We start from the raw sequence: 21,010 nt of genomic DNA, 5'->3' as shown, positions 1-21,010 counted from the left end.
AATGGTTGCGTGCATGAGATCGCAACGGCTGGGGAGTTGGCGGCGAGAGCCGATGGGGACGCGTTGGTGGTCTGGGGCGGGCAGGGCCTGGGCGATCGAGCCCGCGCCTGGTACGCCGGTGACGCGGTGGCCGTAGCCGTCGCCGATCTGTCGAAGCACGATCGGCTGGTGGTGCGCGGGCCGTTGGCCGATCTCGTGCCGCTGGTCGGTTCGCTGCTTGGTGAGCTGGGGACGAGTTTCCGGCCGTTCGGTGAGGAAGCGTTGATTCGCGAGTTGGTCGCGCGGGTGCCGGGGTTGTCGCTGCGGGCGACTTTCGGGTGGATGGAGACGGCGGTCGTACCGTCCCAGCCGACCACGGCTGCCTGGCTGGACGGCGACGACGGGGTAGAGGCGGTGTTGAGTGAGGCGTCGCCGGAGTCCTATGCCTGGCCGGGGGCTTCCGGCGTACTGCGGTGGGCCGGTGTTGTGGATGAGGCCGGTGACCTGTTGAGCATCGCGGCGGATGGGTGGAGTGCGCCGGAGGTGGGGTTCATGGCTGGAGTGGCGACTCGGCCGGATGCTCGGGGACGCGGGTTGTCACGGGAGGTGTGTGCGTTCGTGACGGCCGAGTTGGTGAAGCGGCATGGGCGGACCGGGTTGATGGTCCATGGGGACAACGAGGCCGCGATCGCGGTGTATCGCAAACTGGGCTACACGTATCGCGCGGTAGCCGCGGCGCACATGTAGCCCAGTTGCTTTGAAGTAGTTCAGCGGGTCGGGGTGACCGTGAGGGTGACACCCGGTTTGCCGGTGGTGGCGGGTGGGGTCGGGGTCGGCTTGGTGGACGCGGCCGGAACCGATGGCTTGGCTGTCGGCGTCGGGGTCGGCCGGGGCGTCGTGGAGGCGCCCGGGGTCGAGCCGGTGGTCGGTCCCATGGTCGGGGTGGTGGCCGGGGCCGGCGGTGGGACGAACGGGGCCTTGTCGGTCTCCGTGCACGGGGTGATGTCGTTGCCGTTGGCATCCGTCTGGGCCGGCTCGTCAGTCTTTACGGTGGCCTGCGGGTACAGATTGCTGACCGAGTCGCTGCCACCGATGGTGCCGTTGCTGGCCGCACAGTTCTGCAGCGGCAGGCTGATCGGCCGGCCGTCCTGGTCGTAGAGGCGGACCTTCACCTGGCGGCCCTGCTCGTCGAACGGGTACACGTTGCTGATCGAAGTACCGTCCAGCGCCAGGCCGTTCTGGGGGTAGTAGCTGTTGCTGGTGGCGTGGCTGCGGTAGTTGGTGAAGGGTCCGGCCGAGCCGCCGACGAAGCTGTACGCCAGCCAGAGCGGGACGATGATGGTCGCGACCACGTTCAGCGGTACGACGTACCAGAGCCAGCGGCGGTCCTGCTGTGTCTTGCGGCCGATCCAGACCGAGACGATGGCTCCGGCGAGCGCGCCGACCACGACCACGGCGGCTGCGCCGGACATGGCGAAGACCGCGCCGCCTCCGACGATGCCGCGGGCGACCCACCACACCGGCTGGCCGATGGTGACGAGGTCGCGCCGGACGTTCGGCGGGATCTGGTCGATCAGGTTGCGGATCTGCTCCGCGCCGCGCTGACCGCGATACGTCTCGAGGACGATGCGCGGATCCCTGCCCTGCAAGGCCCGCACGCCCATGAAGGCGGCGCCGGCGAGCAGGAGCACGCCGATCGTGCCGAAGAAGGCGGCCTCGCCGATGCCGTTCGTCAGCCCGATGATCAGGAACAGCGGCCCGACGATCGAGGCGATGACTCCCCAGGTCAGCGCGGCCTCGGCGCCGGTACGCTCCGGCTTGGCCGCCTTCGTCCGCGGTGGGTAGCCGGCTGCGGTGCGGAGCTCATCGGCGTACTGGCTCGGGGTGCCGAGGCGGGCCTGTAGGCCGGCGGCCGTCGGCTCTTCCTCGAACTCGGCGGCGACCTCGCTCAGGTGACCGGTCACGTCGTCGAGAACCTCGGCCAGTTCGCCCGGCGGCAGGTCGCTCAGCTCGGCCTTGACTTGGGTCAGGTAGGTCGCGACCGGTCCGGTCAGAGTGCTGTTCACGCAGCCGCCTCCTCGAGCAGCAACACCGACATCGTGTCGGCGAAGTGGTTCCACGTCTTGGTGGACTCGGCGAGCAGATCCAGGCCGGTCTTGTTCAGCCCGTAGTACTTGCGGTGCGGGCCCTCCTCGCTGGGCTGCACGTACGACGTCAGCGCACCGGCCGCGAACAGCCGTCGCAACGTCCCGTACACCGACGCATCCGCGACATCCTCGAGCCCGGCGGCCCGCAGCCGGCGCAGTACGTCGTAGCCGTATCCGTCCGCGTCCCGCAACACCGCCAGGACCGCCAGGTCGAGCACGCCCTTGAGCAGCTGACTCGGATCCATCGCCTCCACCACCTCCGCTAGGTGCACCGCGAACCCGGCCCCCTCAGACCGGCCTCGCGGTGCTCTGCCGACCACACTACTACACACCGCAGAGTACTCCGCAATCCTGTTTCACCCCGAAGCGTCACCTACCCCGCCGTCCCCCACGGGCTTTTGGCGGTGGGTGCGGCGGCGCGGGTCTGTTTGGGGAAATCGATCAAGTCGGACGGGTGGTTCGGCGGGCACAGTGGAGGCATGAACTCCACGGATGTGTTTGCCGGCTTCGTGGCCGCTGTTGCCGACAGCCTCGATGACGCTGGGACGACTGGTTGTGATCTGGCTGGGCGGGTGCACTTGTCCCGCTCGCACTGCGATCGGGTGATCGCGGCTGTGGCGGGTGAGTCACCTTCGGCGTTTCGGCGGCGGTTGTTGCTGGAGCGGGCGGCGTATCGGTTGCTGGCGGGCGATACCGGCGTACTGGAGCTGGCGATCGAGGCGGGCTACGGGTCCCATGAGGCGTTTACGCGGGCGTTCAACAGGGCGTTCGGGATGTCGCCGCGGGAGTGGCGGCGGGAGTCGTCGCGGCGGTTCTTCCTGGCGGCACCGAGTGGGGTTCATTTTCAGCCACCGGCAGGTTTGCGCCTGCCCGCAAAGAAGGAGACGAGAGGGATGGACGTACTGGTACGGATGGTCGAGCACCACGTGTGGCTCACCGGCGAGATGATCGAGCGCGGCGCGCGCCTGGACGCCGCGACCCTGGACAAGCCGATCGAGCTCTCGGTCGAGGGCATTGACGATGACGTGTCGATCCGGTATCTGCTGGACCGGCTCGTCTGGCAGGAGGAGATGTGGCTGGCCTCGGTGGAGGACCGCCCGTTCCAGGTCCCTGAGTGCGGCCGCGAGGTGACGACTCCGATCGCCGACCTACGAAGCCGGCACGCCGACGCCGGCTCCCGCTTCGTCGCGCTGGTCAACCGCCTGAACGACGAAGGCCGCTTCGACGACAGCTTCGTCGACACCACCTGCGAACCACCCCGCGTCTTCACCTACGGCGGCATGGTTGCCCACGTCCTCACCTTCGCCGCCCACCGCCGCTCCCTCCTCGTAGGCGCCTTCCACACCGCCGGCATCACCGACCTAGGCTTCGGCGACCCCATGCAGTACATCGCCGACGGCATCCCCAGCTAGCCGGCTCCCCGACAGCGGCCTCCGAATTAGTTGCCGAGGGCACTTTGTGCTTCACCTGATGATTCCAGCGCCCGGGGAATGCTCACACGGAGCACAAAGTCATCAGGGGGTGAGTTCCACGGTGTCGGTGATGAGTAGTTCGACGAGGTCGTCGCGGTAGCGGATTCGGGCGGACTGGTTGGGGGTCAGGGCGGTGATTCGGGCCGTCGTCAGGCGGCCTTCGCGCCAGGCCAGATCCACGGTGAAGCCGCCTCGGGCTCGGAGGCCGCGGATCTCGCCGGTGGGCCAAGCCGAGGGGAGGGCCGGTAGGAGCTCTATCTCGTCGGCGGTGGACTGGAGGAAGAGTTCGGCGAGGGCTCCGGTGGCTCCGGTGTTGCCGTCGGTGGCGTAGATGTTTTCGGTGACACCGGCGATGCCGGCCACCGAGTAGGAGAGCAGGTTGGATTCGCTGGCGTCGGAGATCAGGGCCCGGTAGTGGGACAGGGCTTGGTCGCCGTTCAGGAGACGGGCGTAGTAGGCCATCAGGTTGGCTTCTACCCACTCGGTTTGTTCCCAGCCGTCAGCCGCTTGGCGTCGGGTGATGGTGGTTTCGCAGGCTGCGGCCAGCTCAGGGTGTTCGCGCGGGGTGATCTGGCGTTCGGGGTAGAGGGCGATCAGGTGCGAGGTGTGGCGGTGGCTGGGGACGGCTTCGTCGAAGTCGGTCAGCCATTCCTGGAGCTGGCCGTACTTGCCGATCTGGAACGGTGGGAGCTTCTTCCGGGCGGCCTCGAGGTGGCTGCGGAAGGTGTCGTCGGTGTCGAGGAGGACGGAGGCCTCGCTGCAGATCCGGAACAGGGCCTCGATCAGCACGGTGTCGCAGGTGTTGCCCATCGAGAGGGAGCATTGGTCGCCGTCGGGGGTGAGGTACCAGTTCTCCGGGGAGTCCGACGGGCCGCTCAGCAGTAGGCCGGTGGCGGGGTCTTCGGTCAAGTACGCAAGGAAGAACTCGGCGGCGTCACGGAGTACGGGATAGGCGCGAGTCTCCAGGAAAGTCAGATCGCGGTTGTACTCGAAGTGCTCCCACAGCTGCAACGAGATCCAGATCCCGCTCGTCACATGCATACCCCAGCCGAGACCCCAGCCAGGCGCTGAGTAACCCCACGCATTGCTGACAGTGTGCGAAACCCAGCCCGGTACGCCGTAAAGCTCCCGAGCCGTCCGTTGCCCACTGCTGCGCAGCCGGTCGATCCAGTCGAACAACGGCAGCTGGGATTCGCCCAACCCAGTGATCTCGGCGGCCCAGTAGTTCTGCTGAGTGTTGATATCAAGGTGGAAGTCATTCGTCCAAGGCCCACCCGACGCCAGTCCGTCGTTCCACAACCCCTGCAGGGCAAGGGGAAGCGGCGAATCCGCACGCGACCCGGCGATGGTCAGGTACCGCCCGAACTGGAAGTACAGCGCGAGCAACTCGGGATCCTCGCCACCCTTCGCCAGCAACTCACGTCGCTCGTCCGTCGGTAGCTCCCGGACCGCCTCGCCGGTACGCCCGATGTCGAGTGCGACCCGGCTGATCAACGGCGTGTAGTCGTCGAGATGCGCCTGCCTGAGTGTCGGGTAGTCGGCCGCGTTGGCCACCAGGCGCGCGGATCGTTCGGCGGGATCGGCGCCCAGCCAGTCGGTGCCGATGGCAATCAACAGCGTCGCGGAGGTGGCCCCCGTGACGGTCAAGTGGTTGTTGGAAACAACGGTTGATCCGTCGGTGGTCACGCGGGCGCGGATGTCGAGGGCGGCGCCGGTGGAGCCGTCGCTGTGCAGGCTCTCGTGGGCATGGCCGAGCAGTCGGAGAGTGTCGCCGTCGGCGGAGACCGTTGCGGGGATCTTGCCGTCGCTGAAGGAGATCGTGAAGTCGACCGGCGAGCTGTTGGTCAGCCGCACGACGATCACCGAGTCCGCGTGTGAGGCGAAGGCCTCGCGTTCGAAGACGATCCCGCCACGCTCGAACCGGGTTCGGACAATCGCATCGCTGAGATCAAGGGACCGCTCATAGGCAGTTGTCGATCCGTCGACGGCGAAGTCCAGAAGGATTTCCGGTAGTTGGACGTTGGTGCCGAAGGCGGTCGGTTGGCCGAGGAGGTGTTCGCCGGCCAGCGCTTGCGCTGCGGCGTACTGGCCGTCGAGAAGCAGTTGCCGGATCGCGGGCAGGTTCTCCAGTGCTGTCGGGCTGACATCTGTAGTACTGGCAGCGCCTGACCAGGCGGTTGATTCGGAGAGCTGGATGCGCTCCACCCGGTCGCCCGAGTAGACCATCCCGCCCAGCCGCCCGTTCCCGATCGGCAGCGCCTCGAACCAGCGCTCCGCCGGCCGGCTGCACCAAAGCCGTCCAGCCTCGAAAGCACCAATCGACGGAGAGGCCTCAACCACTGAGTACGAAAGCATGGCCCAACCCTAGGCGAATTAATTCACCAGGGTAAGTATGCGGATCAGCGGGTGGGATCGTGCAGGTCCGGGCGCTCGCTCGGGGTGGTGATGGTGACCTGGACCGGGGCGGCCTTGGCCGCGGGCGGGTTGATCTTGCCGACGGTGATCGGGAGGTTCAGCTTGCTGCCGGCCAGGTCGATGTCGATCGTGGCGCCGGAGTCGTTCGGCGTGGTCCAGTCGTCGTCGCTCAAGGTCACCGCCAGGCCGAGGATGCGGCCCTTCGGGATCACCTCGTCCTGGGCGCGCAGCGGCACGGTGACGTTGGCCCACTTGCCGGGCGTGAGTGGCTTCGGCGTGCTCAGCGAGGCGCTGTGCGCGGCGTCGATCCAGCCCCGGCTGACGATGCCGTGGTCGCTCTGCTCGGTCAGCTTCTCGATCTCGAAGTAGCAGGAGTCGTCGTAGCTGACACTCGAGCCGTAGCAGCTCGGCACCTTGGTGGTCTTGATGCCCGCGTACCGCTCTGCCTCGCCGTACTCGACCAGGCGGGCGGTCACCGGCGTGGTGGCCGAGTCGGACTTGATCCGCAGCGTCACGGTCGCCGTGCCGCTGATCCGGATGGCGGCCGGCAACGGCGCTGACAGGAACATCTGCCGGCCCGCGATCACCTCCGACGGGGTGGCGACGATGTCGTCCTCGGTCAGGCTCGGCTCATCGGTGATGGTGACCGTGCCCTTGCCGAACGAACCGAGCTTGCCGGCCGCCAGCGGCACCGGCACGGTCTTCTGAGTGGCCGGCCAGGTGCTGTAGTTCTTCCACTTGTCCGGCGCGGTCTCGACGGTCGCGATCGGCTCGCGCATCACGTTGTTCTGCAGGCCCTGCAGCCAGTAGTCGAACCACTTGTGCAGCTCTTCGGTCCACGCCTGGCGGCGGAAGTCGAACGGGTCGACGTGGTCTTCCAGGCCGAGCCAGATCTTGCGCTTGACGCCGTTCTTGCCGAGCGCGTCCCACCACTGCGCGAAGTGGTTGGTCTGCACGTTGTAGTCGTTCAGGCCGTGCGTCATGAAGACCGAGGCCTTCACCTTCTTCGCGTCCTTCACGTAGTCGCGCTCGGCCCAGAAGCTGGTGTAGTTCCCGGTCTCGTCCGCGTCCTGCTCGCCGAGGTCCGCCCGGACGGCGTCGCAGGCGGGCGTCTTGTGGCCGACGTAGTCGCCGAGCCAGGGCATGTAGTCGATCGAGTACGGCACCCCGCCGGAGCGGGTGTAGTCGTACCAGGAGGAGATCGCCGAGATCGGCACGATCGTCTTCAGCCCCCGTACGCCGGTAGCGGCGACTCCGTTGGCCAGCGTCCCGTCGTACGACTTGCCGATCATCCCGACCGAGCCGGTGGTCCAGGTCGCGCTGACCGGATCGCCGCTGCCGGTGTGCGCGGTGTTGCGGCCGTTCAGCCAGTCGATCACCGCGACGACGGAAGCGATCTCGTCCTTGCCGCCGACATCGCCACAGCCGGTCGAGCGGTTGGTGCCGACGATGTCGACACCGACCACGGCGTAGCCGAGCGGGACGAAGTAGTTGTCGTAGTACAGCGGCATCTTCTGGATGTCGCCGTTCTCGTCGTAGGTCTTGGTCTCGCCCTCGTTGCCGCGGCCGCAGCAGGAGTAGTACGGCGAGGCGTCCATGATGACCGGGATCTTGCGGCCGGCCGCGGCGGTCTCGCGGGGCCGGACGATGTCGACCGCGACCACGTCGTCGGTGCCGTCGGAGTCGGTGTCCATCGTGGTGTCCACGTAGACCGACTCGCGGATCGCGTTGCCGTAGTCGTAGACCGGCTTCGTGCTGTGCGTGCGCGGGTCCACGTTCGGCGGTACCGAGGAAGTCGCTGCTCCCTCAGCCGCCGGTGGCGAGGCCGCCTGTGCACCCTGTGCCGAGTTCTGCTGCTCCGGGGTCTCGGAGGGGGCGAAGACTCCAGCGGGCCCGTCCAACGGCGGCGCGGCGGCTGCGGTACCCGTGACGGTACCCAGACACACCAGCGCGGTGGACGAAGCCAGAAGGAGGACCCTGGCGCGGACGGTCGTCATGGCTTGGAAGGCTAGTCATTCGAGGGCCGCAAAGCCAGGTTCTGGAAACATTGCCCGGTAGTTCCCAGCCACACACGGTGATGATGACGCCACTTCCGATAGTGTGACCGCCACCCAGGGGGAGATGCACGGAAGGTGGGTAAGGCGATGAACCTGCGAGCACCGGTGACACTGCTCGATGTGGCGCAGCGGGCGGGTGTGTCCGTAGCGACCGCCTCCCGCGTCCTGAACGGCGGGGACCGGGTGCCGCGCCCGGAGCTGCAGGAACGCGTCCGGGACGCGGCTGCGGCCCTCGGCTACACGCCGAACGCGCAGGCCCAGGCACTGGCGAAGTCGTCCACCAACGTGGTCGGCATCCTGGTCCACGACATCGAGGACCCGTACTTCGCGGCGATCGCGAACGGCGTGATGCGAGCCGCCGACGAACGCGGCCTGCTGGTGATGATGGCGAGCACGTTCCGTGACTCCGACCGTGAGATTGCTTACCTCTCTTCTTTGCGCGCCCAGCGGGCCCGGGCCGCCGTGATGATCGGTTCACGCCGTACCGACGCCGAAGGGCTGGCCCGGACGGCGACCGAGGTCGAGACGTTCCTCAACTCGGGTGCCGGCCTGGCGCTGGTCAGCCAGTCGGGGATGCCGGTGCACACGATCGAGCCCGACAACCGGGCCGGGGCGGCTGAGTTGGCGCGGTCCCTGGTGGGGCTCGGGTTTCGCAAGTTCGGCATCCTGGCCGGTCCGGAGGGGCTGGCGACGGCGCGGGATCGGCGGGACGGGTTCGTCGAGGGGCTGGCCGAGTCGGGGTTGCAGCCGGTCGCCGTACAGGCTGGTGAGTTCACCCGTGACGGTGGGCATGCGGCGGCGCTGGAAGTCCTTGCGGGCAAGGCGGATCTCGACTGTCTGTTCGCTGTCAACGACGTGATGGCGGTCGGCGCGATGTCGGCGCTGCGGGCGCAAGGCGTCGACGTACCGGGGCAGCTCGGGGTGGCCGGCTTCGACGACATCGCAACGCTGCGGGACGTCTGGCCGGGTCTGACCACGGTGCGGCTGCCGTTGGAGCAGATGGGCCGGCGGGCGCTGGAGCTTGCCATCGAGGGTGGCGAACCGAAGACCGAGACCTTCAAGGCCGAGGTCGTACTGCGGGAGAGCACCCGGCGGCGCTGATCGTTGCCGCTGCTGAATATGCTCGCGGGGTGACTGATCCCGCGCAGGTCTCCGAGATCTTCGACCCGTCGGCCTGGAAGCAGGTGGACGGGTTCGAGCTGACCGACATCACGTACCACCGGGCGGTGGATGCCGGGGTGGTGCGGATCGCGTTCAATCGGCCCGAGGTGCGCAACGCGTTCCGCCCGCAGACGGTCGACGAGCTGTATCGGGTGCTCGACCACGCGCGGATGTCGTCCGATGTCGGGTGTGTGCTGATCACCGGCAACGGGCCGTCGCCGAAGGACGGCGGCTGGGCGTTCTGTTCCGGCGGCGATCAGCGGATCCGCGGCAAGGACGGCTACAAGTACGCCGAGGGCACGACCGCCGACACGATCGACCCGGCGAAGGCCGGCCGGCTGCACATCCTCGAGGTGCAGCGGCTGATCCGCTTCATGTCCAAGGTCGTCATCTGCGTCGTACCCGGCTGGGCCGCGGGTGGTGGACACAGCCTGCACGTCGTCTGCGACCTGACGCTGGCGTCGGCCGAGCACGCGCGGTTCAAGCAGACGGATGCGGATGTGGCGTCGTTCGACGGGGGTTTCGGGTCGGCGTACCTGGCCCGGCAGGTCGGGCAGAAGTTCGCGCGGGAAATCTTTTTCCTTGGCGATGAGTACTCAGCGGAAGATGCTTACCGGATGGGCATGGTGAACAAAGTCGTGCCGCACGCGGAGCTGGAAACGGTCGCGCTGGAGTGGGGCAAGAAGGTTTGCGCAAAATCACCGACCGCGCAGCGGATGCTGAAATACTCGTTCAATTTGATCGACGACGGACTGGTCGGCCAGCAGATCTTCGCCGGCGAGGCGACCCGGCTCGCCTACGGCACCGATGAAGCAGCAGAGGGCCGCGACTCCTTCCTGGAGAAGCGGCCCGCCGACTGGTCCGACTATCCGTACGCCTTCTAGCCCCAACCGCGACCCCCGCGACCCCCTCGACCCCCGCGACCGCCTCGGCCCCCGCGGGCCCAGCAGGGCCGAGTCGCCGGCCGGACTAGTTGCTGGCGGCAACTAGCGGCTCTGGGTGCATACCCAACTCGGTGGGCAACCGCTTACCTCGGCGTGTCGGGGCGATCCGCGGGGGTTGTGTATGCGTGGCGGTCCGGGTGATGCCCTCGTCGCGGTGGGACAGGTGTGTTGGTGGGGTTGGCGCTGTCGCGCGGCGACAGGTCGGCCCGGGGTGGGGGTGATCCGGGTCGGCTGATGCCGTACGGGTGTTTGCGGAGCTTTCCCTTCGGGGCAAGGGATTTGGGGCGGATTCTCCCCCCGAAACGGGCGAATCGCCTCCCCGGTTCCGGAGAGGATCCTCCCCGAACCGATTCAGTGCGGTGGTCGCGGGGTCGGCTGGCGGGTTTTGGCGCCGCTGGCGTGATGCTTGAGGCCAGCCGCCCAAGAACCTGTCGGCGGGCCAGGGCAATTGGCGTCGAGCGCCGACCTTAGCTGGGTGGCGTGGGTTGGCGAGGGGGCCTGGCGGCGCGATCCGCGGACCTCGCCGAGGGCAATGCCGAATCCAGTCCAGCCTTGGTCAGGGCTGGCGCCAGTGCTGGTCGGCGGCGCCGGTGCAGTGGCGGAGGAACAGCCGGCCGCCGTTGTCGCCCTTGTCCGCGGTGATGCACTTGCCTTCCGCGGCGGGGTTGATCAGTTCGTTCTTCTGGGTGATCCGGAACTGCTGGGCGGCGTTGCCGTTGCAGGCGACCAGTTGGACCGGGGTGTTCTCGGCGATCGAGCCCCAGGCCAGGTCCATGCACTGACCCAGTGAGCGGACCGTGCCGTCGGGGTTGAAGGTCCAGGTCTGCCCGGCGCCCTTGGTGCAGTCCCACACCTGCAGCGGGGTGCCGTCGTTGCCAGACCCCGCGCGGCCGTCCTTGACGTCCACACAGCGCTTCGAGCCCTCGCTCTGCAGCGTGGTCGGAGTGTCCTTGCGCGGCTGCAGCGCCTGACCCTCAGCGGCCATGCCCTGTTTACCGGGCTCTGTCACCTTCACCGTCGTGGTGGCGGTGGAAGTTGTGGTGGCGGTCACAGTCGCGGGCTTCAACGCGGCCGGCGGCGCCGTCACGGTCACCGGCGGCAGCGTCACGGTGGTGCCCGGCTGGACCACGGTCACCTTGCCGCCGGGTGCGGTCATCGTCACCGTGGCGGTGGCGACCGAGACGCGTGGGGCGGAGGTGACGGTGGCGGTGGAGGTCGTGGTGGCGGTCGCCGTAGTAGTTGCCGTGGGCACCTTGGTCGGCGTGCCGGTCGGGGTCTTGAGCACCAGTGGCGCATCGACCGCGACGACGGTGTCGGACTTGGATCCCCCACCCAGGTGGGTGATCAGCGGTACGGCGACGGCCGCGCCGGCCACGAAGGCGGCGACGAACGCGGTCGTCGTCCAGGCCCGGCGATCGGGCATCGGCGCCACCCGCGGCAGCAGTGGTCGACGGGCGAAGGTCTTGGCGAAGCGGGCCGAGTTCTGTCGGCCGGGCCGGCCGGAACCGGGCGATCGGAAAGGCCTCACGTCAACTCCATCGGTGGGGGCGGAAGCGGCCTGCCTTCGTTGTCAGGGCATGGCCACAACGAGAATCTCCCGAACCAGGGGTTGGAGTCAACGGATCCGTGAGTCACGCTCTCATTACAGTCAGAGACTGGATTGTTGCTGATTGTTCACCTACAGTCAGCGCTATTGGTTGCATTCCTCTACTAAGTTCAAGCTCTGAATTCCAGGCCCTCCGCCCCCTAAATGAGGTCCCGACATCGACGAGATCAGCGCGAGCCGGATGAAAGCCATCGAGCTTTGTCTGGCCGAACGCGAAACCCTGCGCCGCTATGTCAAGGGACTGCTCGGCTGGAATACGTTTGCCGTCGAGGATGTGATCCAGGAGACATTGCTGCGGGCCTGGATCCAGGCCGAGAGCCTGGACTGGGAGAGCCGGCCGATCCGGATGTGGCTGTTCCGGGTGGCCCGCAACCTGGTCATCGACCTGCACCGCCGGGAGAGCCGGGCGATCCCGGTCGGGCTGTGCCAGGACGAGTTCGAGGCCGGTACCAGCGAACCCGACCCGGCCGAGCAGGTGACGCAGCGCACAGTGCTGGTCGAGGCGCTCGGCCGGCTGTCGCCCTCGCATCGCGAAGTGGTCACCAGAGTTCATCTTTGCGGCCACCCGGGTGAAGATGTCGCCATGGCGTTGAACGTCCCGCTCGGGACAGTGAAGTCGCGTACCCACACGGCCGTCCGCACCTTGCGGGGGGATCTGTTGCGTCGCGGATGGGGCGAGGCCGCTGCATGACGGCAATGCAAGGGGGCGGTGGTGTCCGCCAGATGCTCGGATACGCCGGCCTGGTGTTGCTGGGGCTCGTCCTGCTCAACCTGCTGGTCCGCCGGCTCGGTGGCTGGAAGCGGCTGTTCCGCTGGATCAAGCGCGAGTTCAGCCGGACGGTCCATGCGTTCTACGACCCGATCGCGGCCCGGATCCGCTATCGGCTCCGGGTGAGTTTCCTGAGCCGGATCCTGCGCAACAGGGCCGGCTGGGCCCAGGCGGAGCAGGCGATGGGCTTCGCGGCGGCGATCGACCCGGCGATGACGCCGTACGCGCTGGCGCTGGCCAAGCAGCGGATCGGCGTACTGGTCGCCGGGATCGCGGCTGAGCGGCCGCTGCCGGCGCCGTGGGAGAAGGACGAGCTCGATCCACGGTTGTGGTGGATCGAGCGGCGAGATCTCGCCGGGTACTCCGCTCCGGGTGGGTACGTTCCGCCGCAGACGCCGCTGCTGGCATGCCTCGGGACCGACAGCAGTGGGAAGAACGCGATCATGATCGACCTGTTGGCGGGGCCCCCTTCGCTGTCCGTGTACGGCGTACCGCGGACGGCGCGTGCTGTCGTCCAGGCGCTGGCTGCGCAACTCGACGTACGGCTTCCCGCTGGTGCGGTCGAGGTCGCTGATGGGATTCATGGCAAGCATGACGGGATGCCGTTGGCTGATGCGATCCAGAGGCGTGGTGCTTGGTTCGTGATCGGTGCGGAGCAACTCGATCGGCCGGTGCCTCCCGGCGTACGGCTGGTCAGTCTTGGTGTCGGCCGGGGGAGCTCGCGGTTGATGGAGACGACGCCTGATCGTGGGCTGCGGCTGCATGGGGCCGCGTCGTGGCTGGAGATCGATCCGCTGCCGTTGGCCCGGGCGGTCGCTAAGTCGGTACTTCGGATGCCGCCGCACGACTTCGAGACGCGTGGACCTCGTGGGCCGGCTGTCGGCGCGGATGATCTGGGTGACTTGGACCTGCCGGTGGGTGTTGCGGGTGTCTCGGTGCTTGCTGGTGACGCGGGACGGCCGAGCGATCAGGCGTCTGATGGGAAGGCGCCGTCGTGGAACTGAACCTCACCACTGTTGAGCAGCAGGGCAAACGGCGTACCGACCGGCTGGTCCGGCTGCCGCGCGGGCTGTCTGTCGGTGGGTTTGCCGAGGGGCTTGGGCGGCCTGGACTGTCTTTGTTCGTTGGGACCCGTCGACTGGACGCGGGTGCGCCGCTGGCTGGTTCAGGGGTTCGCGACGGCGGGGTGCTCGGTGTGGGTGCTCCCGCCGAGGTGCCGAACCTGGTGCAGAGCTCGGCTGGTGCGGCGCCGGTTGTCGTCGAGTTGCATGCGGTGTCGGGGCCGGAGGCCGGGCGGGTCTGGCGGATTGGGCCGGGTAGCCATGAGATCGGGTCGGATCCGTTGTGCTCGATCAAGCTCAACGGCAGTGGTGTGCCGCCGCGCGGGCTGTGGGTGACCGTCGGACCGTCGGGCGAGACGTACTGGCATCAGACCGAGCCGATGCGCGGCAAGGTGATGAGTCGGCGGATCGGGCCGCCGGAGGACGACGCGGCGACGAGTGCGATCCGGGTCGAGGATGCGTTGAACCCGACGGACCAGGCTTCGCCGGCGAGCGATCCTGGTGAGGTACCGGTCGGGCAGGTCAACGAGTGGCCGCCTGAGGAGGATCTCTCGGTCGGGTCGGTGCTGCTGCGGTGCAGCGGGTCGTTGGAGCCGGTTGCTGCGATCAGAGCTGCGGACGACGGGTTTGGGCTCGACTACAACCGGCCGCCACGGATCGCGCCGCACCTGGACGACAACAAGCTGCGGCTGCCCAATCCGCCGCCACCGCCGGCGAAACGGCCGTTCCCTTGGCCGGTTGTGCTTGCGCCGGTCGTGCTGGGCATGGTGATGGTCGGGCTGTTCAACTCGTACTACTTCCTGGTCTTCACGATGCTCAGCCCGCTGATGATGGGTATGAACTACTTCAGCGGCCGGAAGAGCAACCGGGCCGAGCACCTCGAGGCGATCCGCCGGTACAACGCGCGGCGGGCGGCGCTGGAGGAAGAGATTCATGTCGCGGTGACGCGGGAGCGATTGATCCGCAACGTGACGGCGCCGGATCCGGTTCGCGTCGCCCAGTTGGCGATGCGGCCGGGGAGCCGGTTGTGGGAGCGACGGCGGAATGACCCCGACTACTTGTTGTTGCGGCTCGGGACTGCGGATCAGGCGTCGCTGAAGGAGCTCGACGACCAGGGGCGTGAGGAGAACCACCGGACGATTCGGTGGACGATTCCGGATGCGCCCGTCGCCGTGCCGCTGCGCGGGCATGGGGTGATCGGCGTTGCCGGGCACTATGCCGAATCGCGAGCTTTGGCCAGGTGGCTGGTGGTGCAGGCGGCGGTGCTCCATTCGCCGCGGCAGTTGCGGATCGTAGTACTGGCCGAGCCGGATCGGATGGACGACTGGGCCTGGGTGCGGTGGCTGCCGCATTTGCGTCCTGAAGGGTCGCCGGCGGCGGTACTTATTGCGAATGACGAGGCGACGACTGTTGCTCGCGTCACCGAGTTGATCTCGCAGGTGCAGGGGCGGCAGCGGCGGATCGAGGCCTCCAGCAACAAACAGGAGCCGTTGAGCGATCCCGAGGTCGTGGTGATCGCGGACGGGGCGCGGCGGTTGCGGGACGTACCGGGGTTCATTCAGGTACTGACCGACGGGCCGGCGGTTGGGGTCTACAGCATCTGCCTGGATCGTGATGAGCGGTTGCTGCCGGAGGAGTGCGGCGCGGTGATCGCGACCGGGCTCGAAACGCTGACCGTGAAGCGGCCGGGGTTGCCGGACCAGAAGAACGTGCGCGCGGATCTGGTGACGCCGGAGTGGAGTGAGCAGATCGCTCGGGCGCTGGCGCCGGTGCGGGACGTCAGTCCTGATCACGACGCCGGGTTGCCGAGGATGGTCAAGCTGCTCGAGGAGCTTGACCTCGAGCCACCGACTGCTGGGGAGTTGCTCTCTCGGTGGGAGCGACGTCCGGGTAGCACTTCGTTCGTACTGGGTGCTGACTTCGACGGGAAGTTCGTCCTCGACCTGGTGGCGGACGGACCGCACGCGTTGATCGCCGGTACTACGGGATCCGGCAAGTCGGAGTTGCTGCAGACGCTCGTCGCGTCCTTGGCCGCCGTCAACCGGCCGGACGAGTTGACCTTTGTCCTGGTCGACTACAAGGGCGGTAGCGCTTTCAAGGAGTGCGCGGGGCTGCCGCACACGCTCGGCATGGTGACCGACCTCGACTCGCATCTGGTCGAGCGGGTGCTGGAGTCGCTGGAGGCCGAGCTGCGTCGGCGGGAGCGGATCCTGGCCGATGCGGACGCCAAGGATCTGGTCGACTACCAGGCCAAGCGGCTGGTCGATCCGTCGCTCGGGCGGTTGCCGCGGTTGGTGCTGGTGATCGACGAGTTCGCTGCGATGGTACGGGAGATTCCGGACTTCGTTCCTGGGTTGATCAGCATTGCTCAGCGTGGTCGGTCGCTGGGGATCCACTTGATTCTGGCGACGCAGCGGCCGGCGGGTGTGGTGACCGGTGACATCCGGGCGAACACCAACCTGCGGATCGCCTTGCGGGTCACGGATCAGGCGGAGTCGCAGGACATCGTCGACGTCAACGAGGCGGCCTCGATCACGCCGGACATTCCGGGGCGGGCGCTGATCCGGCGCGGGCCGCGGCTGGCCGACTTGTTCCAGACGGCGTGGGTCGGTGCCGAGCGCAACGTCGCGGACGACTTGGTCGAGCAGGCGCCGGCTGAGCCGTCGAGTGTTCGGGTTCTTGATCTGGACTGGGAGGCTCTCGGTCGGGCGGTGGCCAAGGACGATGCGCCGGTCGAGGTGGACGACAGGCCGGCGACCTTGGCTGTCACGGACTTGATGGCGTTGGTCGAGGCGGTTCGGTCGGCTGTTGATCAGCTGGAGGACTTCGCAGTACAGCCGAAGCCTTGGCAGCCGGCGTTGAGTGGGCAGTTGCTGCTGAGTGACCTTCCGGATACTTCGAAGCAGCCGTTGTTCGCGCCGTACGCGTTGGAGGATCTGCCGGCGCTGCAACAGCAGCGGGTTGCCGGGGTGGACTTCGAGACGTTCGGGCATCTGTATGTGATCGGTGCGCCGCGGTCGGGGCGGACCCAGATGCTCCGGACGCTGGCTGGGTCTGCAGCTCGCACCATGAGTGTTGCGGATCTGCACATCTACGGGATCGACGCTGCCGGTGGCGGGCTCGCGGTGGTGGAGACGCTGCCGCATTGTGGGGCGGTTGTCTCGCGGCACGACATGGAACGGATGAGCCGGGTACTTCGCCGGCTGAACCAGGAGATCACCGAGCGGCAGGAGCTGGCCGGTAAGCACAACGCGACCGGGCTGACCGAGCTGCGGAAGTTGTTGCCCAAGGCATCACGACCGGCCCACATCCTGGTGCTGATCGACGGCTGGGACGCGTTGTCCTCGATGCTGGACGATCACGACCAAGGGCAGGTGCTGCAGGACGTCATGCGGCTGCTGCGTGAGGGTGCCGGTGTCGGCGTACATGTGGTGGCTACCTCGGAACGGTCGTTGCTGGGTGGACGGTTGGCGTCGCACAACGACCACAAACTGCTGCTGCGGCAGGCGGATCGTACCGACTACCAGGCTGCTGGATTGCGGCTGACGAAGGTGCCGGCGAACGTTCGTCCGGGTCGGGGCTGGCATGTGCTGACCGGGACCGAGACGCAGATCGCCGTACTGGCCGAGGGCGGTGGTACCGCGCAGGTCGAAGCTATCCGTGAGATCGCCGCCGAAGCACGCAAGCGCGACGCGAAGGTCCCCGCCGACCGACGCCCCTTCGCCGTCGCCGAGCTGCCGTCGTCCGTGGAGTTCGCCGAGGCCTACGAGCTGGTCGCAGTCGAGGACCGCCGCCCCCAGTGGGGCCTGATCGGCCTAGGCGGTGATGAGGCCGGCGCCCTGGGTGTCGACCTCAGCGGAGTCGCGTCCTCCTTCGCAGTACTGGGCCCACCCGGCTCAGGCCGCAGCAACGCCCTCTCCTCGCTAGCAGTCTCACTCCTGGCAGGCGGCACCTCAGTAGTCCTGATCACCCCAAGAGAAACCCCGCTACGTACCCTGGAACGCCACCCCCAGGTCACCTTGATGCCCCACGCAGACCCCGGCGAAGACATGCTCCGAGCAACCCTCGACGCCATCACCGGCCCCAAGGTCGTGATGATCGACGACGCCGACCTGGTCATGATGGCCGCCGCCGACAAACTCCTCAAAGAGATCGTCGTCTCCGGCCGAGACAACAACGTAGGCCTGGTCTTCGGCGCCTCCACAGACGGCTTCCAAACCGGTATGGGCGGCTGGCCCACCGCAGCCCGCCGAGCCCGCCGAGGCCTCCTGATAGAACCCCGCTCCATCGGAGACGGCGACCTGATCGGCGTCCGCCTCTCCCACAACATCACCCGAGCCACCCCCAAAACCGGCCGAGCCTGGACCACCGGCCCCGGCTCCACCCCCCTAGCAGTACAAATCCCCCTGACCACCCTCCGCCCCTGACACACAAGAAGTGCAAGAACCAAAACAAACGCAAAGACAAAACACAAAACAAAGAGACAAGAACAAAACACAAAAATATGGACCAGGGCAGGTCAGTGGTTGGCTTGGCTGCCCGGCCGCGGCTCCGCGGTGCACGGGCCCACCGCAGTGCCGTCCAGGCTGGTGTGGGCAGGTCCGTCGAGCAGGCAGCTTGACGGGATGAACGAGCAGGTGCGATTATTCGAACGTTGCGAAAGTCTGTTCGTTTCGTTCGTTGGAGGGTGTCGTGAGTGCTGAGCTGCTCAGTTCGCAGACTTACCTGCCCGAGGAGCAGGAGCAGATGGCGACCGTTGCCAGCTTCCTCGAGGCTCACCACAGCAAGACTGGCGAGCGTCTGGAACGGCGCTACTTCCTGGCGGGCGCGGATGAGCATGACCAGGTCGAGGTTCCTGAGTCACTGCACCGGGTGCTCGTACAGGCGGTGGCAGCACTCCAGGCCGGTCGGGCGGTGACGATCTCGCCGACGATGCCGAATCTCACCACCCAGCAGGTCGCCGACCTCCTCGGTGTCAGCCGGCCGACGGTCGTCCGTCTCATCGATGCCGGCGAACTCGCCTCCGAACGGATCGGAAATCGCCGAAGGATCCTGCTCAAGGATGCTCTGGCCTACCGCGACGCGCGCCGGCAGCTGCAGCTCCAGGCGATCGCCGACACATCGGTCGACCTGGACGAGGAAGAGGATGTTGCCGTGGTCGATGAACTTATCGCCCAGATCCGGAAGGACCGCGCCGAGGCGCGACGCCGCGCATCCGGGCGCTAATGCTAAGTCACCGATCTCTGGCAGTATCGGGGAGTGTTCGCCGCACTCCTCGATACCTGCGTCCTTTGGCCTAGCAAGCAGCGCGACTTTCTGCTCAGTCTGGCTGTCTTCAACCTCTATCGACCGCTGTGGAGCAGTGAGATTCTCGACGAACTCCTCTCCACTGAGACTGCCAAGCTGACCAGAAGGTACGGGCTGCCGCGAGCTGAAGCCGAGCTGCGCGCGGCTCGCCTGGTCGAGCGGATGCGGGCGCGCTTCGATGACGCCGAGGTCCAGAACTGGGAGCCTTACGAGGGCACGTTCGGGCTCCCGGATCCCGGCGACGAGCACGTGATCGCGGCAGCACTGGCCGGTCAGGCCGGCGCGATCGTGACCAACAACCTCAAGCACTTCCCGCCGGACAAGATCCCTTCCGGCATCCAGGTCATCCCGCCGAGCGTGTTCGCAGCCAATACGGTCGCCGTCGCACCGCATCGCGCCCTCGAGGCGGTGCTCAGCATCCACGCCCGGTTGAAGACCCCACCGATGTCGTTAGACGACCTCCTCTCCGTACTCCGTAGAAGATACGGAATGGATGAGGCAGTCGATCTGATCAACGACGTCCGCTGAGCTGAACCTCAAGCCAAACCTGGCAGCCGTCGCTTGATCGCTCGTTCTGTTTGGAACGCGGAGCCGCGGCTGCAGGTTCGCCGTAGCCGTCCAATATTTCCATGTCTTACTTTGTTCTTCTTTGTAGTTGTACTTGTATTTCCCTTTGATTGTTTTGGGCTGGGTGTGCGAAGGGCCCCAGGGGGTGCCTGGGGCCCTTGGTGGTGCGGGGGGTTACTTCGACTGGTTGAGGCTGGCGCTGATGCCCTGGTCGAATTGTTCGGCGTTTTCTTTGATGGACTTGAACATGTCGGAGAAGTCCTGGATGCCCTTGACTGCTGCCTTCAGGCTGGTGTCGAAGTTGTTGTAGGTGTTGCGGATGACCTCGCTGGACTGCTTGAAGACCATTCCGTCGTCGACCAGGGTGTTCACCCGGGTGCGGAGGTTCTCGATCATCGGGGAGATCTGGTCGTGGGCGTTCGTCATCAGGTTGCAGACCTCGACGATCTTGCCGTAGTCGAGGTTGATGCCGTCGTAGGCCATGGCGGGTGCTCACTTTCTCGGTTGGGGTGAACGGGTACTGCGAACAGTCAGAAGCCGCCCGTGTAGGTGTAGTCCTCTTCCGGCGGCTTGTTGTCCTCGATGCTTTCGGGTGTCTCCACCCAGGGCTGGCTGGTACCGCGCCAGTCGTCCGGCGTTCGGGTGTAGACGTGTTTCGTACCGTCGGAGTTGACGACGGTCTGGGTGCCGCTGCCGTCCTTGTTGAGGTCGGTCGTGGTGGTGTCGACCTTGCCGTCGGTGTCGGTGCTGCTCGACGAGCTGTGCGAGCCGTTCGGCTTGCCGTCGGCGTCGACGTGGATCTGGGTGTCGTTGTGCACCGTGCTGCCGTCGGGGTAGGTGGAGTCGGTGACGATGTGGTTGCGGTTGTCGCCGTACGTCGTCGTCGACGTGTAGGTCTTGCCGTCGTAGGTGACGGTGGTCTCCTCCTTGATGACGTTGCCCTTGTCATCGAGGGTGAGGTGGGTGTGGATGTTGCCCCGGTCGGTGACGATGGTCTGGTCCAGCGGGGCCGGGCCGGGGTCGGTGGCGCTGCAGAACTCGGGCTGCTTGTCGCCGGTGCACTCACTCAGGTGGGACTGCTTGTGGTCCCACTGGTCCTTGTTGCGTTGCCAGTTCGACAGCGCCAGGCTGCTGTTGGTGGCGTTCATGCCCTGGGCGATCTCGGCGTCGAACTGCAGGAACGCCTCGCCGACCGAGCCGAACGAGTCGCCCAGCTTGGTCAGGCCGTCCTTGGCCTTGCCCATCGTGTACGACGCGTTGGAGTGCAGCGTGTAGACCGCGTAGGAGATGTCGCTGCTGCCCAGGATGGAGTCGTCGGTGCCGTCGCCCAGGTTCTGGAAGACCTCGTTGTCCATCGACGGGATCAACTCGTCGGCCAGCTGATGCAGATCGCGTTTGGCGTCGTTCAGCAGGTTGTAGTTCATCTTCAGTTTGTCCGGCACCGGGCACCTCCGCTGTCCAAACGGTTCCACCCAGTCCACGTGGCGGCCCGCGATCAGGTTCAGAAATAGTTTTCCGGCCCGGA

16 protein-coding genes are annotated in these 21,010 nt (G+C 66.9%); 9 read left to right on the top strand and 7 right to left on the bottom strand.

The window, feature by feature from the left end; translation table 11 throughout:
- Positions 1-9 precede the first annotated feature (9 nt).
- Entirely contained in the window at positions 10-726 is a 717-nt protein-coding gene (locus tag ABD768_RS25790; protein WP_344844762.1) for a GNAT family N-acetyltransferase, read from the top strand.
- A 20-nt stretch (positions 727-746) separates the two neighbouring features.
- Here the strand turns inward: ABD768_RS25790 and ABD768_RS25785 are convergent, their stop codons facing one another.
- Positions 747-2,045, bottom strand: coding sequence for an HAAS signaling domain-containing protein (locus ABD768_RS25785; RefSeq protein ID WP_344844759.1), 1,299 nt, complete (start codon positions 2,043-2,045; stop codon positions 747-749).
- Positions 2,042-2,371 (bottom strand): PadR family transcriptional regulator, encoded by a 330-nt coding sequence (locus ABD768_RS25780; RefSeq protein WP_343967149.1) that lies wholly within the window; start codon positions 2,369-2,371, stop codon positions 2,042-2,044. The genes ABD768_RS25785 and ABD768_RS25780 overlap by 4 nt, the downstream gene beginning before the upstream one ends.
- 234 nt (positions 2,372-2,605) lie before the next feature.
- Here ABD768_RS25780 and ABD768_RS25775 point away from each other — a divergent pair, with 234 nt between their 5' ends.
- A complete protein-coding gene (locus ABD768_RS25775; protein WP_343967151.1) occupies positions 2,606-3,538 on the top strand; it encodes a helix-turn-helix domain-containing protein in 933 nt (310 codons plus the stop codon).
- Positions 3,539-3,640: 102 nt separating this feature from the next.
- Here the strand turns inward: ABD768_RS25775 and ABD768_RS25770 are convergent, their stop codons facing one another.
- Together ABD768_RS25770 and ABD768_RS25765 are read right to left on the bottom strand one after the other, a co-directional pair.
- The gene (locus ABD768_RS25770) at positions 3,641-5,953 is read right to left on the bottom strand and encodes a glycoside hydrolase family 95 protein (RefSeq protein WP_344844757.1); all 2,313 of its coding nucleotides are present in this window, start codon (positions 5,951-5,953) and stop codon (positions 3,641-3,643) included.
- A 44-nt stretch (positions 5,954-5,997) separates the two neighbouring features.
- Complete coding sequence (locus tag ABD768_RS25765) at positions 5,998-8,010, bottom strand: Xaa-Pro dipeptidyl-peptidase (protein WP_344844755.1); 2,013 nt, start codon at positions 8,008-8,010, stop codon at positions 5,998-6,000.
- Between the two features lie 147 nt (positions 8,011-8,157).
- On the opposite strand from ABD768_RS25765, the gene ABD768_RS25760 reads away from it, so the two are divergent.
- Both ABD768_RS25760 and ABD768_RS25755 read left to right on the top strand, forming a co-directional pair.
- Complete coding sequence (locus ABD768_RS25760) at positions 8,158-9,171, top strand: LacI family DNA-binding transcriptional regulator (protein WP_343967157.1); 1,014 nt, start codon at positions 8,158-8,160, stop codon at positions 9,169-9,171.
- A gap of 29 nt (positions 9,172-9,200) precedes the next feature.
- Positions 9,201-10,115, top strand: coding sequence for a 1,4-dihydroxy-2-naphthoyl-CoA synthase (locus ABD768_RS25755; protein WP_343967159.1), 915 nt, complete (start codon positions 9,201-9,203; stop codon positions 10,113-10,115).
- Between the two features lie 616 nt (positions 10,116-10,731).
- On the opposite strand, the gene ABD768_RS25750 is transcribed toward ABD768_RS25755, so the two are convergent.
- On the bottom strand, positions 10,732-11,703 hold the full coding sequence (locus tag ABD768_RS25750) for a ricin-type beta-trefoil lectin domain protein (RefSeq protein ID WP_344844752.1): 972 nt from the start codon (positions 11,701-11,703) through the stop codon (positions 10,732-10,734).
- A 259-nt stretch (positions 11,704-11,962) separates the two neighbouring features.
- Here ABD768_RS25750 and ABD768_RS25745 point away from each other — a divergent pair, with 259 nt between their 5' ends.
- The 5 genes from ABD768_RS25745 to ABD768_RS25725 all read left to right on the top strand — a co-directional run bounded on the left by ABD768_RS25745 (position 11,963) and on the right by ABD768_RS25725 (position 19,446).
- Complete coding sequence (locus tag ABD768_RS25745) at positions 11,963-12,472, top strand: sigma-70 family RNA polymerase sigma factor (protein WP_344844750.1); 510 nt, start codon at positions 11,963-11,965, stop codon at positions 12,470-12,472.
- Positions 12,469-13,554, top strand: coding sequence for a hypothetical protein (locus tag ABD768_RS25740; RefSeq protein WP_344844747.1), 1,086 nt, complete (start codon positions 12,469-12,471; stop codon positions 13,552-13,554). Before ABD768_RS25745 ends, ABD768_RS25740 begins: the two co-directional genes overlap by 4 nt.
- A complete protein-coding gene (locus tag ABD768_RS25735; RefSeq protein ID WP_344844746.1) occupies positions 13,545-18,038 on the top strand; it encodes an FtsK/SpoIIIE domain-containing protein in 4,494 nt (1,497 codons plus the stop codon). The genes ABD768_RS25740 and ABD768_RS25735 overlap by 10 nt, the downstream gene beginning before the upstream one ends.
- Before the next feature lie 265 nt (positions 18,039-18,303).
- Entirely contained in the window at positions 18,304-18,837 is a 534-nt protein-coding gene (locus ABD768_RS25730) for a helix-turn-helix domain-containing protein (protein WP_344844743.1), read from the top strand.
- A gap of 33 nt (positions 18,838-18,870) precedes the next feature.
- Positions 18,871-19,446, top strand: a complete 576-nt coding sequence (locus ABD768_RS25725) for a PIN domain-containing protein (RefSeq protein WP_344844740.1) — start codon at positions 18,871-18,873, stop codon at positions 19,444-19,446.
- A 213-nt stretch (positions 19,447-19,659) separates the two neighbouring features.
- Here the strand turns inward: ABD768_RS25725 and ABD768_RS25720 are convergent, their stop codons facing one another.
- Together ABD768_RS25720 and ABD768_RS25715 are read right to left on the bottom strand one after the other, a co-directional pair.
- Positions 19,660-19,968, bottom strand: coding sequence for a hypothetical protein (locus ABD768_RS25720; protein ID WP_270134663.1), 309 nt, complete (start codon positions 19,966-19,968; stop codon positions 19,660-19,662).
- A gap of 47 nt (positions 19,969-20,015) precedes the next feature.
- Complete coding sequence (locus tag ABD768_RS25715; protein ID WP_343967169.1) at positions 20,016-20,927, bottom strand: hypothetical protein; 912 nt, start codon at positions 20,925-20,927, stop codon at positions 20,016-20,018.
- Between the last annotated feature and the right edge of the window lie 83 nt (positions 20,928-21,010).

Origin of the sequence: Kribbella ginsengisoli, assembly GCF_039537185.1 — a bacterium.
GTDB lineage: Bacteria > Actinomycetota > Actinomycetes > Propionibacteriales > Kribbellaceae > Kribbella > Kribbella koreensis.
Note: the sequence above shows the minus strand (reverse complement) of the source record. Positions and strands in the feature narration are given on the sequence as shown.